We start from the raw sequence: 14,249 nt of genomic DNA, 5'->3' as shown, positions 1-14,249 counted from the left end.
GATAGAATTGCTGGAGAGAGGATCAGAGTAGTTATGAAAAAGAGAATGGCGGATATCGCTACTATAATTGTGGGTGCCTTTTTATTTGCGTTGGCCGTCAATTTGTTTGTCATCCCGAATGAGTTTGGCGAGGGGGGCGTTACAGGGGTCACCATTATTTTGTACTACTTGTTTCAGTGGTCGCCTTCCATCGTCAATATCGTGATCAATGGCCTGCTGCTGACTGTCGGCTACAAATTTCTGGATCGGCAAACAACGGTGTATACCGTGATTGCGATCGCTTTTAACTCGCTGTTTCTGCATTTGACGGAAAGCTGGAGGATCAATTCGCATGAGCTGACCATTAATGCGGTCTTCGCCGGCGTGCTGGTGGGGGTCGGAATCGGCCTGATCGTGCGGGCCGGGGGAACGACGGCGGGAACGGTGATTTTAGCCCGGATCGCCAATAAATATCTCGACTGGAATATCAGCTATGCGCTGTTGTTTTTCGATTTGATCGTGGCCTTTTCCTCCTATTTTATCATCGGGGCGGAGAAGCTGATGCTGACCATCGTCAGTTTGTATGTGGGGACGAAGGTGATGGACTTCCTGATTGAGGGGCTGAATCCCAAAAAGGCCGTTACGATCATCTCGGAGAAGCAAAACGACATCGCCGAAATGGTCATTACCCAAATGGACCGCGGCGTTACGGTGCTGTCCGGCCATGGCTACTATACAAAAAATCCGAAGGAAGTCCTGTACATCGTCATCAGCAAGCAAGAGGTATCCACACTTAAAAAGATTGTCAAATCCATCGACAAAGCCGCGTTTCTCACCATCCACGATGTGCGGGATGTGTTTGGCGAGGGGTTTTTGGATATTTCGAAGTGAGGGCAGCACTTTATAATTTGTCCGTCGAGTTAACGAATTACCCGTAATCCTTTTATTCGAAACTGCATTTCCGATTAAAGGATTACGGGTTAAGTGAGTTCTAGAAGCGAGGGGATTTACTCATTTGCGGTTGATTCGACGATTTGTATGACCTCGCGATCGGGGCCATAAATAAAGATAAACCGAGTGCCATTAAAGCCCGTACGGATCATTGACTTCTCAATGACGATGTCTTGCTGCTTCAAGTGGCTGATCGTTTCCGGTAAATCGCGGGTCAGGAAGGCAAGATGATGCGAATCGCGACCTTCCGGGGGCTCCTCTTGATCCGTTTGAATCAATTCGATCTTGGGTGTTCCCCCCTCTTTATGCTCCAACATGGAGATTTGCCTGTGATTGAAGTAGACGCGTTCGATATCCTCGAATCCAAACTTTCTATAAAAATGAATAGACGCTAGCAGATTTGAGACCTTTATGGCAATGTGATCTATGCATTCGATCATACTTTTTCTCCTTTGGTTAACGTCGTGGATAATCCCGAAGTCTGCTGTTTGCGCATACCGACCAGCCAGTAAAGACCGCAGAGAAACGAGATGGAACCGATCAATACTCCCGTGAACGGGATGCCCATATTGACGAACAACAGGCTGGAGGTCACGTAAGACAGCTGCATGAAACCGCTGTATGTGGATCCGTGCAGGGCGAATACGCGGCCTCGGACATCCGGCGGCGTATTCATCTGCATCAGAGATGTATCGAGCGGGATGATGATTCCGGAACTGACCCGCATGCAAAGCAGCATTAAGGCTGCCCAATAAATATTGGCCGATAACGCGATTCCGGCAAAAAAGACCGCTTGCGTGACATAAGCGATGCCATAAGCGAGGTTCATTCTTGTAATACGGTGTTTAATGTAGGATTTGACCAGTAGTGAGCCTGTAATCACTCCTAGGCCGTCGACGGCATAGAGTAAGCCAATCCCGAATCCCTCTAACCCGATTAATGAATCGCCGATTAGTGGAATAAGAATATAATATCCGCCGCCGGCAAGTCCCCAACTGATACCGATAATGATAATCATGCGGGCGACGGTATTTTGCTTGACCTCCTTGAACCCTTCGGATAGCGAGCGGAAATAACTGAAGGATTTACGCGCTGACTGGGTGCTGGATGTGGAAGTCAGTTTGGAGACACAGAGTGCAGACCATAGATAGGAAGCAGAGTTAATGGCAAAACAGAGCACAGGGCTGACTAAAGCTGATACGATACCGCCTAGTATGGTACTGATTACACTTACAAAGCCGGAAGTCGTAGAACTGATGGCGTTAGCTTCCGCGAGTTCTTCCTGTTTGACAATGTGCGGCAAGTAAGCTTGCGAGGCAGGATTGAACATAACCCCGCTCAACCCTAGAAGAAAGGCGCCTGCATAGAGGAAGAAACTCTGATCCGCAGCAATGGCGGCAATGAAGCTTAAAGCAAACAGCGCCCGTAACAGATCGGTTGCGATCATAATCTTCTTTTTGGGAAGATGATCGACAAGCGGGCTGATCAAGGGGCCCAGAATAAACCCGGGAAATGACCGGCAGAGCAGTACAAGCCCCATGCCGGCCGCCGAGTTGGTGAGCGCCAGGGTGGTCTGCGCAAGCGCGACTTGGTTGAACCAGTCGCCTATCGTGCTTCCGGTCTGCGCAAGCCATAAGTTTCTAAAGCTGCGGTTGTCTCTAAGCAGACTTTTTTTTCTAGGCATAGCAAGCCTCCTCTAGATTTGTGATTAAGCTTTCGAATATTCTTAAGCCGCTGCCGTACAGGTTCGGGTCATCAACATCGATATCGATGGTCCGCAGTAAGTCAACTGCAGGCGCAGCGTTTCCCGCTTTCAACATACGTGTATACTTTTCTGCGTAACGAGCGCCTTGCTCATGAATGTTCTGGACGATTTGAAGGGCAATCAGATAACCGACGGGATATTTGAACATATAAAAATTTTTATAGAGATGCGAGGCTCTGATCCACTCCGAGCCTTGCAGATCTTCAACCAGCAATCCGTCGCCATAATAAGAACGAGTGAGCGATTTGTAGGTTTCGCACAACAAGGAAGCGTTCAGCGGCTGCTCCGCGTCCAATGTGCTGTAGATGAAGTGCTCGAATTCGGCGAGCAGCGATTGTCTGAATACCGTACTCCTAAACATTTCTATATAGTAGCTCAAATAATACAAGCGGCTTGAGCTGTCCTCAGCATGCTCAAGGAGGTGACGGATGAGCAGACATTCGTTCACATTTGACACAATCTCGGACAGGAAAACCGGGCAGTCGGCGTAAATGTATGGCTGGTGCCGGTTCGTGAACATATAGTGGACGGCATGGCCCAACTCGTGAACAAGGCCAAAAAGGCTGTCTGTGTTGTTATTGTAATTCAACAATATATAGGGATAAACATCATAAACATTCCAGGTGTAGGCTCCGTCCGTTTTACGGGAATCCGGATAGAAGTCGATGCAATTGACGCCGATAAGGTAGGCAAGATAATCGTAATATTCCTCGCCTAAAGGTGCAAGGGAACTTTCGATAAGCGCCAGTCCCTCCTGTACCCCGACAACCGGTTCGCTCTGCGCGGGTAAAGGTGCAAGCAAGTCGTAGGAACCCAGCTGTGTTACGCCCAGAAGCTTCTTCCGCAAATTTATGTAATGGTGAAGGGTATTGAGATGCAGGTGAACGGCGTTTATTAAATATCCGTAAATCTCTGGATGTATTTCCTCCTCGAAGAGAGCGGCTGCAAAGGAAGATTCGTGCCGGCGAAATCCGGCATTTAGACTTAGCTGCAGAGCATAGGTTTTCAGCAGACTGGCAAATGTTTCGCGCTTTTGATGCAAGGCGGACATAACCCCATAATAAGCTTGTTTCCTGACATTGCGGTCCGGATGCTCCATTAGCAAGGGGTAATTATTGTCTAGAAGTACTATATTTTCTCCCGAGGCATCGGTGATATCAGGATAGACGGTCTCCTGTTCCCTTAATATCCTATACGTTTGATACACATGTCCCGTAATCTGATGCAACTGGGCTAGGATATCCTCCTGATCTGCATCCAGCATATGAGGCCCGAAGCGTTTAAATTCTTGCAGCAGCCGGCGGTAGTTTGCTAAGGAATCAGCGGATGTTTTTGTTAATAAGGATTCGTCCAAGCTTCGCAGTTCATCGGCTAAAAAAGCGATATCGCTTAGAATGCGACGGCTGGCGTGACTCGCCATATCACACATTTGCCGGGCCTCCTCATCCTGATAATCGAGATCGAGCCTGAGCTTCGGATAAATATACAGTTTATCCAGCAGCATAAAAATACGGCTCTGCAGCTGCAGTGCTGATTCGAGCGCTGCAACGGTCAATGTAGAGATACCCCGGAAGTGAAGTAATTTCTGGGCAAGCTGCTTTACTTCCGCCAAGTCTTCCGACCACGCGCCCCGGTTTTTATAAAGCGGTGAGAGGTCCCAATGATAGACGATGGGAGAAAGGGTGGCTTGTTTCATACGGTGCATCTCCTCGATTCCAAAGTGATTTTGCGGCCTGTAGGCTGTTCCGTTTGTATAACGTTGTTGGCATAGACCACGGTGCCGTTAAGGAAGACCATCTGAACCTCTCCTCGTAAAGATTGTCCCGTATATATACTCCATTTGCACTTGGAAAAAGCTTTCTCATCGGTCATCACGAAGGTTGCGAAGGGTTCCAACACGGTCAGATCGGCATCGAATCCCTGGGCTAGTCTGCCTTTGCCTGGAATGTGAAATAGCTCGGCCGGACGCTGAGACAGATACTTCGCAATCAGGGCGGCAGCTTGCTCAGGATTAAGACCTCTATCTATGAAACCGGAAAAAATAACAGATACCATCTCTTGAACGCCAGGCATGCCTGCAGGGGGAGAAGAACTGTTCTTCTCAGTTCTTGTGTGAGGCGCATGGTCTGAACCGATGGTATCGATATATCCGGTTATGAGATGTTCCCACAGGCAGGCTGCATCCCGTCTAGTCCTTAGTGGTGGAGACAGCTTAAAATCCCATCCTTTGCGGAGCAGATCTTCATTCGTAAAGACAAGGTGGGGCGGAATGACTTCGCAGGTGACCGGAATCCCTTTCGATTTGGCCGCTATAATTAGCGAAGCTTCTTCCTCAGTGGAAGTATGGACGATATGAATCTGGCATCCTGTCTGCCGACTGATACCGATCATCATCTCCACGGCACGAATCGCGGCATCCCGCCTGCGGTCTTCCTCATATCCGCTGGGAGCCATGGATGCTGTCCGCTTGAGCAAGGGCTCATACTCTGCATGCACGGTCATCAACATGCCTTTAGCCGCCAGAATACCGGCCGCTTCTAATAAATAGTTGTAATCGTAAACCGTGTGTTCCGCCGTTTCATGCCCTGCCATAAAAACTTTAACCGAAGCGACGTCACCGGCCTGCAAGCACTTAATCTCTTCTAGGTTGCGCCTGGTTAGTAGGAAATGGTGACCATAATGCACGTAAGAAAGTTTTTGAACGGTTTGTTCTTTCTCCTGCAATGCGGCACGGGTACTGATCTCGGGTTTTGTATTGGGCATATCCAGAACAGTTGTTACCCCGCCGGCCAGCGCTGCCATGGAGCCATGCCGATAGTCTTCCTTATGATCGAGCCCGGGCGTGCGGAAGTGGACATGCGAATCAATCAAACCCGGCAGCACGAAGCGCCGTTGCATATCTATAAACGCAGTTTCTGCGGTTCCGTCGGGTTTCTGAGTTCCTACGTAAGCAATGGTTCCGTTCCTTATGCCGATGTAGGCTTCGGGCAGCGGCTCGGGCACAAAGGCTGTGCAATTAAATAAAACAAGGTCGCAGGCGATTGTCATTCTGCATCTCCTCCAGTAAAATTTGGGCAATATATTCCTTAGCAATCTCGGTGGTCGGACCCATAAGACCGATGGCTTTGGCGTCTCTGCATAATCGCTCAAGCGCATGTCCCTTGGTGTACGCCCGGGCACCGGCCAAGTGAAGCAGTTTATCGGCTGCTTCCACGCAGACTTGTGCGGCAAGCGTCTTGGCCTGCATGGCTTGAAAAGCGGACTGAGCTTTCCTGTCATCAGCCGATCTAGCGGCAAGGTAGGTAAGTGCTTCCAGCGCATCGACAGAGGTGGCGATATCGCTTACGGTCATGCGTGTATTTTGATAGCCCCACAGTTGAGGCCTTTCTTGAATTTCCGTCAAGAAGGCGCCTAAAGCTGCACGTGCGACGCCCAAACCGATAATGCCTGGATGAATCGCATTTTTTTTGTTTTGTTCCATAATCCGGTGCCCATCGCCAACAGCGCTCAAGATGCGATCATGGGGAAGCGACAATTCCGCGCATATGATTTCCCGGGTCGATGAACCGCGAATCCCCATTCCGTTCCACGATTGCCCGAACGATACGTTGAGGTCTTCTTTCTCGACCAGGACAAATGAAGTTTGCGGCCCGTCCTCGCCTTCGAATTTAACCAGAACTGAATAGACATCAGCTTCTCCGGCACTGGTGCAAAATGCCTTGCTTCCGTTAATGAGCAGGCGGGACCCTTGTAAACGGGCGGTTGTGCTCAGGTTGTTCTTGCCGGCACCTGCCTGCAGTTCGCTCCAAGACGAAGCCCCGAGGTAACCATCGGCGAGCCGCGGGAAGTACTTTGCCTGCTGTTCAGCGTTCCCAAAGTCTTCTAGCCTCCGCACGAACTGGCCGTGGAAGAAGAAGACGGCGGCAGTTGAACTGCACGCCCGCGCGATCTGCTCGACCGCATATGTGAACTCGGTAATGCTGCCGCCCAGACCTCCGTACGGTTCGGGGACGAGCAGTCCCAATAAACCGCCGCGTTTTAGCGCTGCGAGCGCTTGTACTGGGAACCTCGCATGTTCATCGACTGCGGCGGCTTCCGGCCGGATGTCTTCCTCTATGATCTGTGCCAACTGTTCTTTAAACCACGACCTTTTTATCGAGTTCAACGGTTATACCTCCAATATATTCAACGTTTTGTTCCATTACTACGGCTGTCTCGCCAAACTCGGGGACAAGAATGCCGTCCGGCAGGTATAGTGCGAGCCTTCGGGTATCCGGGAAAGCCAGCCGGATCAGTGTGTCGGGCGTGAAAAGAGCGGCGGCGAAATTCAACAGTCCGGTTAGAGCAAAAGAGGGGTGCCAGTCATCCACCGATATCATTCGCAGGGCGGCGCTTTCGTCCGATAAACGGGCAAACGCCGCGATTTTCGGGAAAACCGAGCCTTTGGCAATGCCCAGCCTGGGCTGAATACTTGCCCTTAACCGCGCTAGGGACAAGAGCTCGACCTCATCCCACTCTTTCAGGGCTTTAGGTGAAATGGACTCGGCTTTTACCCAGATGTACGGATTCCCTGCATCGACGATGGAGGCTTCAATAGCATGGCTTTCCGATGATACAAGGCATCGTGCTTCCCCAAGCGGTAACACCTGGCGGGGCTTAGGACCGCATGCGTATAGCTCGGCCCAAAGCGAGTACTCCCGCTTCGTCCGTGCCTGCAGCTCCTTGATGCGGATAGCGAAGTCAGAGTGGGAAGAGCGCATTTCGCTCACCGTGTTGTCAGGATGAAGCTGGTATAGATACACATAAGCAGCCATAAGCGCATTGCCGCAGTTTCCGCCGGCATCGAAAGTGCCCGAGCCGGGGATATACTGATAGAACTGCAAGCTTTGACGATTACGGAACAAGCTGCCGATCGTGACGACCTTGGTTGTAGGAAAGCCTAATTTAAGCGTGATTAAGTATATATTCTGCAACAACTCGGTAACTTTCCCCGAATCCCGGGGCAGATCCTGGTCGATAACCGCAATGTTGGATTTACCGCTTCGTAGAAGCGCGACTTGTACGTTCATTGACTTCACTCCTCAGTTTTGCTTTAAGTAAGCATCCATCACCAGTAATGACCAGATTTTATGACTATGATCGGCCTGCGCGGCGTGATGTTGATCGATTAAGCAGGCTACATAGGTCCGGTCGACAAATGCGTGAACGGGGGAGGCGCTGTATAGCAGCGTCTCTTTACTCCATTCCTGCAGTTCGGTACGAAGCCAATGGGAGATAGGGAAAGTGAAGGGCTGCTTTTTGCGTTCTAAGAGCCAGGCAGGCAGTCTGCCACGAAAGGCCTCCTTTAGCTTTACCTTCTCGGTTTGCTGATTCCGAAGCTCATGGGCGCTTAATCGCAGCGCGTAATTAGTAACGGTTGGCCTAAGAAAGGGGACGCGGGCTTCGACGCCCCAAGCCATAGACAGCTTGTCAACTCGATTTAGATGGTACGCTGGGAGGCGGTATTGTCTCTCCCATGCCATACAGGACTGAAGACTATGGATTTGCGGGAAGGATTGCTCGGATGCCAGACGCTCAAAAGCGTCGCGATAAGCTTCCGTGAAGTCTTGCCGCAGTTCCTCAAGACGGAATAAGAACAACTCGTTTCCGTAGGCGTCAAGATTGGAGGAGCTTTCCGCATCCCAGACGGCAAAACGCTGGTACCCTCCAAAAAATTCATCCGAGCCATCGCCGGTCAGCACAACAGAAACCGATTCTTTGACTTGCCGCAGCAGCAGGAAATAAGGGACGGTAATAGGATCCTGATTAGGCTCGTCCAGATGCCATACAATTTCATCAAGGTTCGCGGGAACATCTGCCGGCCCGACGCAAACCTGACAGTAATCCATACCAAGCTCCTTGCATAATTTCGCGGCAAAATACGTTTCATCTGCCTCCAGCCGACCGGGATACCCGACGCCGAAGATAGGAGCATTCGGTAGTTCATTTGCGATTACAGCGGCTACAATGCTGGAGTCCAGGCCGCCGCTTAGCAAGCAGCCGACGCGTTTGTCCGACATGGTGGTGGTCTTGATCGCAGTCTCCAACAATTCCGTAAGATCGCCTCCGTCTGAATGACCGATTGGTATGCTGCCGCGATCAGCAACAAGCCTGTTGTCCTCCCATACAAGGGTCTGGCCGGGCATCATTTTTTGGATGCCTGTATAGGGTGTACACGGGGCAGGAATGAATTTATATTTTAAATAACTCAGCATGGAGACGGGGTCGATGGGGGGGCGAGCGCCGCCAATGCTGAACAGGGCTTTCAATTCAGAAGCAAAGATAAGACGTTTTTCTTTTTGTGTATAATAAAGAGGCTTGATTCCTGCTTGATCGACGGTAAGAATGAATCGTTTGCATGTCGTATCCCAGAGGGCAATCGCAAACATGCCGTCCAGCCGGGACATGAAATCGGTACTGTACTCTTCATACAGATGGGGGATGATTTCGCCATCGCAAGCGGAGTACAGTTTATGCCCTTTGTTTGCCAGCATCTTTCGAAGGGCAGGGGCATTGTATATTTCACCGTTATAGATGACTACAACGGTCCGGTTTTCATTATAAAAAGGCTGTGATCCGTTGGAGATGTCCACAAGGCTTAATCTTCTGCTGCCTAATGCTATACGCTCATCCAGGTACAGGCCTTCGGCGTTGGGGCCTCGATGAAACAAGCTCCCCGTCATTCGGTGCAATTGGGAGACGCTTGTATATGGGTCATCTTGTTCAAGGATGGTGAATCCCGCTATACCGCACATGGAAAAACGCCCTTTCTTATATAATTGTAAAAAGAGGAATTATGGACTAAAGACCACAATTCCCCTTTGGAAAGAAAATGAATTACTTCGTGTTCTTGGTGGATTTGTCTTTATCCACTGGGGCGGATGTCGTACGAACGATCACTTTTTTCATTGTTTTCACCTCCTTTCAAGGTATCATCGGCATCGTCCAATCCCAGAATGCCTTCCTGGAACAGATATTCGATGCTGTCTGCCCAGTTTGCCCGGGTTTCCTTATTCGGCGCGTGGAGAAGAATCGTATTGAAACTGAGGCCTTCCTTTAGCAGATTCAGTAGGGTCTCGTCGTCAACTTCCAAAATGACGCACGAAAGAGCATTCCTGTAGCTTTTCTGGAAGAACAAGAGACAATCTTGAGCCGGGAAGGCTTCCACATCGTCTCGTGATTCCACGGTCTCAAGAAAACGGACAAGGTCATAGCGGAATTTACGGACCGCATACGGCTCCCGCAAGTAAAGCCTCTGGTTCCGTGGCAGAATCAAAGGACCGGCAGCACGTGGGGATTGCTTGGACGAATATGTCATATCCGCCGCGAGCCTGGAATATTCCATCAGCTCAAGCAGGATATCCGGCAGGCTGCGCTTACGTATATACGCGGCTGCGAAAGCCGATAGCCGCTCAGCTTCCGATTTCCTGGAGAGCGACCCTTGCGGATACTGAACTGCGAACTCATAGACAAATTCCTCGTATTCATCCAACAGGCGGAGAATGCGGAAGAACTCCTGAAACTCGCTCTCCCGGCGGTCAATCCGGTCCTTTAGCATTTTCTCGGCAGTCACCTGTAAGATGGAGTAATCGATTTGTTCGGCTAGTTTACGTTCGGAAGAAGTGAGTTCGAACTGGGCATAATAGGCTTCTTTGTTCTGAGTGAACTGGTTTCGGAGCGTAATATCGCGTACATAAGCAACCATAAACCGCTGTAAATTAATAATCGCCATATTTCCTCCTCATTGAAAAAATAGTTGTTTGACCCATTGAATTTTTTCCTTAAGTTCATCTGCTTCCGGAAAATGCTCAAGCCCGTCTTCCAATTCCCAAATGAAAGCTTTGGGCCGTACTTTTTTTGTCTTGGCCAAGTATTCAATGAGTTCCATGTGGAGCTGCTGATCTGCTCTCAGATCCTGATGTTCTTCTTCTTGATATTTCTTATCGCTGCCGACCGTACAATGAATTTCCACAACTTTGTCCAAATCCAGACTGTCAATAAAGGCATAGTGGTCAAGCGGATAGTAACGCTGACACGAGTTGGTGATATTCTGAATGCTTAGCAGCAGACCGGCGTCAGATTCGCTGAGAATTCGGTTAATATATTGCGGATAGGTCATTGTACCGATGGGATTGTAATGCATAACAGTATTTTCAAGAACGAGCGGCTTGCCGACGAGCCGGGAAGTTTCATGCAGCCGCGTTAGGAAGATTTGCAGCGACTCCTCTGTCAAGATAGGTGGAAGCAGCGCATTGGATGGATTTCCGGGCACCTCAGTGAAGCAGATGTGATCCCCGTACCAGGGAGAATCAAGTATGTTCAAAAAGCGGTTGACTCTACTTATACTGGCCGTATCCACGGGGGCATCCGTACCAAGCGAAAGAGCGATAGTATGCAGAATAATCGGCTTATTAAGCTGCGCTTTCAAAATTCGAAGTTCTTCGGGTTCTTCGATAAATTGTCCCATGACTACTTCGTAGGCATCCACATCATCGTCAATCTGCTTAACGTATTCTTCATACCGATGCGAGTTATGAATCAACACGCCTACACCGATTTCATTAAACATTTAGAGCTCCTCCTTACGATCAGGAAATAGGCTTTTGGGAAAACTTAGTGTTGAAATGGAAGGTCTTGGGTACCAAGTATATATGCAAGATGATAAATAAGGGGCAGCACCGACAATAAATTATTTTTCTGCACTCATATAACCTCCTCGTGGGAATTGAGCTAGGAAGTAATAAGCTTGTGCATAGGGCTGTAAAAGAAATGGATGGTTATCTGGTATTTGCAAAAAGCTTGCGCTTTCTCTTAGTTGATAATATCCTATATTTAAAAATTGTGAATTTAAGAAATTCAGTAATTTTTTTCTAAAAAGTCCGGGTTATATCAATTATTCTTAAACAAATAACCATCAATATAAAAATAGTTATATTTTATAGATTCTCAGAGTTGAGTACATTAAAAAAAATGCTAGCTTGATTGCTGCAAGATTTTAATTCATATGACCAGTGAGCGACTGGAAGGAGTTGAATGCAATGGAGGAGAACCTTGGGGCATTAATTCGTGAGCTTCGAATATCTTTGCGGATGTCCCAGCATGCATTGGCTGAAGGTATATGCACACAGGCTTTCATCAGCAAAGTCGAGACGGGAATGGTAATCCCTTCGCTGGAGATTGCATTTAAAATTGGCCAGAAACTCAATATTCCGCTCGATTATATATTGGAGAAGCTTCAGTATCCGAGTTTTGATCATTATCAGGAGCTAAACTATCAGATTAACCGGCTGCTTCGCGAGCGTAATTATGAGGAGATTTATGAACTTGTCAAGGCCGAGAAGAAGAACCGTCAAATGGCCCGGAATATCCCGTTCAAACAATTGCTCCTTTGGCTCGACGGGATTTGCCACTATTACATATTAAAGGACTATGAGGCAAGCATTGCACTTTTCGAACAGGCGCTGGACCTGACCGCCAATCCTTACACTCATTCCGAACGGGAAATCGAGATCATTAACAGTATGGGTATCATTTATTGCGAGCACGGCAATTACGATGATGCCTTGGCTATGTTGATGAAAGCAACAGAATATGTAAATAAACGGATAGTGTTGAAGGAGAAGACGTTAAAAATAAAAGTCCTTTACAATACCGTCAAGGTATTGGCCAAACTGGAACGTTATGAAGAATCCAACTGCTTGTGCGATCAGGCCGTACAGTTATGCCGGGATTATGAAATATCTTATTTATTAGGAGAGCTTTACTACCAGTTAGGTTATAACCATGAGCACTTGAAAGAATGGAGCGCGACCCTGGATTACTTCGATAGGAGCGCCCGGATATTTGAGCTTCAGCAAAATGAGCTTTTTCTCGAACAAGCGGTCAAACGATTGAAAAATATTCAGTCCTTAAATAGCGGGGGATAGGGAGGAAAAGTACGGGCGGGGGAATGACGGAGGAAACGGAAGTCCTGTACATCGTCATCAGCAAGCAAGAGGTATCCACACTTAAAAAGATTGTCAAATCCATCGACAAAGCCGCGTTTCTCACCATCCACGATGTGCGGGATGTGTTTGGCGAGGGGTTTTTGGATATTTCGAAGTGAGCCAATATAGCATCCTGGGCTAATGCGCGGCTTGTAAAAGCTCCAGGCGCTCTGGACATATGATGATGTACACCGCGAGCTGATCGTGAAAGCCGCATAGATAGCAGGAGGCATCCCCCAAGCCATTTGTCGTTATATTCCATGGGTGATTCAAGCCTTTATCGTTATGTGAGGACACTTTCCATTACTTTTATATCGCCTTGTGGCGAATATAACTTAGGCTCGGACATAACGGCTTTAGCAGTACCTGCATGCTGAGCGCCACTTTCTTAAAAAGTTTCGTGCTGAATTTGCGGCCTTCCGCACTAATTTCTATAGTGTCTGCGGGTGGTGAGGCGGCCGGTGCTCTATTTTCCTCCTTCGCCTCCGCAGCCTTTTGACGGCGCACTTTCTCCAGAGATGCTTCCTGTTCCGCTTTGGCTTGCTTTTTGGCCTCTGCTTGTGCTTGCTTTTAAAGCTTCACCCGCCTCTGGGCTGGATTCGGCAGCTCTATTCATGGAATCCATAGCATAGCCTAAAGCCCCGTCATTATGATTCGTTTTATAAAGATTGCCGCCCAGATCAAGGCTTCCGGCCGGTAAGCGGCGCCAGCCGTCGGCTGTTTGAGCTTGTTATTTCGTACCGGGAGGAATTCATCGTGAAGGAACGCAATGCTGGCGAGCTGCGCAATCCGGCGCACAAAGAGGGTTATGCAGCCCGGGAGAAGCCGGCGCATCGCCCCTGGCTGGCGATGGGGCTGTCCATTCTGTTCGCCGGATTAGGGCAGTTGTACAACCGCAGTTATATCAAAGGGATCATTCTAATTATTTTAGAGCTTGCGTTTATCATCACCTTCGCGGATTTTATTGGACTAGGTCTGTGGGGGATGGTCACGCTGGGGACGATTCCCAAAGTGGATCATTCGATTTTTTTACTGGTGTACGGGCTTTTGTCGCTTATTTTGCTGGCGATAGCCGCCATGATCTACATTGTCAACATCAGGGATGCCAAAAAAGAGGCCGAGCTCATCGCCGGCGGCTGGCAGCGGCCGAAGCGGCATCTCCCATGATGCCTATGAAGCGGCCGATGTGGACGGCGGGACGCGCTGGCAGAAATTCCGCTATATTACGCTGCCGCATGTGCTGTTTGCCACCGCGCCGTTGCTCATAATTCAATATACGGCCAACTTTAACAATTTTAATATCATTTATTTGTTCAATGGCGGCGGCCCCGCGGTTCGCGGGCAGACGGCCGGCGGGACGGATATTTTGATTTCCTGGGTGTATCAGCTTACCTTTAAGACAAACAACTACAATATGGCGGCGACCATTTCCTTGATAATCGGAGTCATTGTGATCGCTTTCGCCTTTTTTCAATTCAGACGGACCAAATCGTTCAAAGAGGAGCGTGATCATTAAATGGTCTTTGCCG

At 48.9% G+C, this 14,249-nt stretch carries 11 protein-coding genes and 2 pseudogenes; 4 read left to right on the top strand and 9 right to left on the bottom strand.

Annotated elements, in window-relative coordinates:
- The first annotated feature begins 33 nt into the window (after positions 1-33).
- On the top strand, positions 34-870 hold the full coding sequence (locus tag DYE26_RS21665; RefSeq protein ID WP_036627010.1) for a YitT family protein: 837 nt from the start codon (positions 34-36) through the stop codon (positions 868-870).
- A 116-nt stretch (positions 871-986) separates the two neighbouring features.
- On the opposite strand, the gene DYE26_RS21660 is transcribed toward DYE26_RS21665, so the two are convergent.
- The 9 genes from DYE26_RS21660 to DYE26_RS21620 all read right to left on the bottom strand — a co-directional run bounded on the left by DYE26_RS21660 (position 987) and on the right by DYE26_RS21620 (position 11,303).
- Positions 987-1,370, bottom strand: a complete 384-nt coding sequence (locus tag DYE26_RS21660; RefSeq protein ID WP_036627008.1) for a VOC family protein — start codon at positions 1,368-1,370, stop codon at positions 987-989.
- Positions 1,367-2,614, bottom strand: coding sequence for an MFS transporter (locus DYE26_RS21655; protein ID WP_036627005.1), 1,248 nt, complete (start codon positions 2,612-2,614; stop codon positions 1,367-1,369). The genes DYE26_RS21660 and DYE26_RS21655 overlap by 4 nt, the downstream gene beginning before the upstream one ends.
- Positions 2,607-4,391 carry a M3 family oligoendopeptidase gene (locus DYE26_RS21650; protein ID WP_036627003.1) on the bottom strand — a complete coding sequence of 595 codons (1,785 nt, stop codon included), beginning with the start codon at positions 4,389-4,391 and terminating at the stop codon, positions 2,607-2,609. The genes DYE26_RS21655 and DYE26_RS21650 overlap by 8 nt, the downstream gene beginning before the upstream one ends.
- Complete coding sequence (locus DYE26_RS21645; protein ID WP_051985785.1) at positions 4,388-5,743, bottom strand: dihydroorotase; 1,356 nt, start codon at positions 5,741-5,743, stop codon at positions 4,388-4,390. Before DYE26_RS21645 ends, DYE26_RS21650 begins: the two co-directional genes overlap by 4 nt.
- Positions 5,712-6,860 carry an acyl-CoA dehydrogenase family protein gene (locus DYE26_RS21640; RefSeq protein ID WP_036627001.1) on the bottom strand — a complete coding sequence of 383 codons (1,149 nt, stop codon included), beginning with the start codon at positions 6,858-6,860 and terminating at the stop codon, positions 5,712-5,714. Before DYE26_RS21640 ends, DYE26_RS21645 begins: the two co-directional genes overlap by 32 nt.
- Entirely contained in the window at positions 6,832-7,764 is a 933-nt protein-coding gene (locus DYE26_RS21635) for a 2-methylaconitate cis-trans isomerase PrpF family protein (RefSeq protein WP_036627000.1), read from the bottom strand. Before DYE26_RS21635 ends, DYE26_RS21640 begins: the two co-directional genes overlap by 29 nt.
- Positions 7,765-7,776: 12 nt before the next feature.
- Complete coding sequence (asnB, locus tag DYE26_RS21630; RefSeq protein WP_036626998.1) at positions 7,777-9,489, bottom strand: asparagine synthase (glutamine-hydrolyzing); 1,713 nt, start codon at positions 9,487-9,489, stop codon at positions 7,777-7,779.
- 110 nt (positions 9,490-9,599) lie between these two features.
- Positions 9,600-10,466: a hypothetical protein gene (locus DYE26_RS21625; protein ID WP_036626996.1), complete on the bottom strand. Its 867-nt coding sequence runs from the start codon at positions 10,464-10,466 to the stop codon at positions 9,600-9,602.
- A gap of 9 nt (positions 10,467-10,475) precedes the next feature.
- Positions 10,476-11,303 carry a multinuclear nonheme iron-dependent oxidase gene (locus DYE26_RS21620; protein WP_036626994.1) on the bottom strand — a complete coding sequence of 276 codons (828 nt, stop codon included), beginning with the start codon at positions 11,301-11,303 and terminating at the stop codon, positions 10,476-10,478.
- A gap of 469 nt (positions 11,304-11,772) precedes the next feature.
- On the opposite strand from DYE26_RS21620, the gene DYE26_RS21615 reads away from it, so the two are divergent.
- The 3 genes and pseudogenes from DYE26_RS21615 (at position 11,773) to DYE26_RS21600 (ending at position 14,236) form a co-directional block, all read left to right on the top strand.
- Entirely contained in the window at positions 11,773-12,660 is an 888-nt protein-coding gene (locus DYE26_RS21615) for a helix-turn-helix domain-containing protein (RefSeq protein WP_036626993.1), read from the top strand.
- A gap of 29 nt (positions 12,661-12,689) precedes the next feature.
- Positions 12,690-12,839, top strand: a pseudogene (locus DYE26_RS21610) (YitT family protein); the annotation flags it as partial.
- Between the two features lie 730 nt (positions 12,840-13,569).
- Positions 13,570-14,236: pseudogene (locus tag DYE26_RS21600) on the top strand (carbohydrate ABC transporter permease).
- The last annotated feature ends 13 nt before the right edge of the window (positions 14,237-14,249 follow it).

Origin of the sequence: Paenibacillus macerans (assembly GCF_900454495.1) — a bacterium.
Lineage (GTDB): Bacteria > Bacillota > Bacilli > Paenibacillales > Paenibacillaceae > Fontibacillus > Fontibacillus macerans.
The sequence above is the reverse complement of the archived record's forward strand: the minus strand, read 5'-3'. Positions and strand labels throughout refer to the sequence as shown.

Bases quoted from the DNA above. Each gene is read 5' to 3' on its own strand.
- DYE26_RS21665 (WP_036627010.1), top strand. From the start codon at position 34: ATGAAAAAGAGAATGGCGGATATCGCTACTATAATTGTGGGTGCCTTT.
- DYE26_RS21650 (WP_036627003.1), bottom strand. From the start codon at position 4,391: ATGAAACAAGCCACCCTTTCTCCCATCGTCTATCATTGGGACCTCTCA.
- DYE26_RS21645 (WP_051985785.1), bottom strand. From the start codon at position 5,743: ATGACAATCGCCTGCGACCTTGTTTTATTTAATTGCACAGCCTTTGTG.
- DYE26_RS21660 (WP_036627008.1), bottom strand. From the start codon at position 1,370: ATGATCGAATGCATAGATCACATTGCCATAAAGGTCTCAAATCTGCTA.
- DYE26_RS21655 (WP_036627005.1), bottom strand. From the start codon at position 2,614: ATGCCTAGAAAAAAAAGTCTGCTTAGAGACAACCGCAGCTTTAGAAAC.
- asnB (WP_036626998.1), bottom strand. From the start codon at position 9,489: ATGTGCGGTATAGCGGGATTCACCATCCTTGAACAAGATGACCCATAT.
- DYE26_RS21615 (WP_036626993.1), top strand. From the start codon at position 11,773: ATGGAGGAGAACCTTGGGGCATTAATTCGTGAGCTTCGAATATCTTTG.
- DYE26_RS21635 (WP_036627000.1), bottom strand. From the start codon at position 7,764: ATGAACGTACAAGTCGCGCTTCTACGAAGCGGTAAATCCAACATTGCG.
- DYE26_RS21620 (WP_036626994.1), bottom strand. From the start codon at position 11,303: ATGTTTAATGAAATCGGTGTAGGCGTGTTGATTCATAACTCGCATCGG.
- DYE26_RS21625 (WP_036626996.1), bottom strand. From the start codon at position 10,466: ATGGCGATTATTAATTTACAGCGGTTTATGGTTGCTTATGTACGCGAT.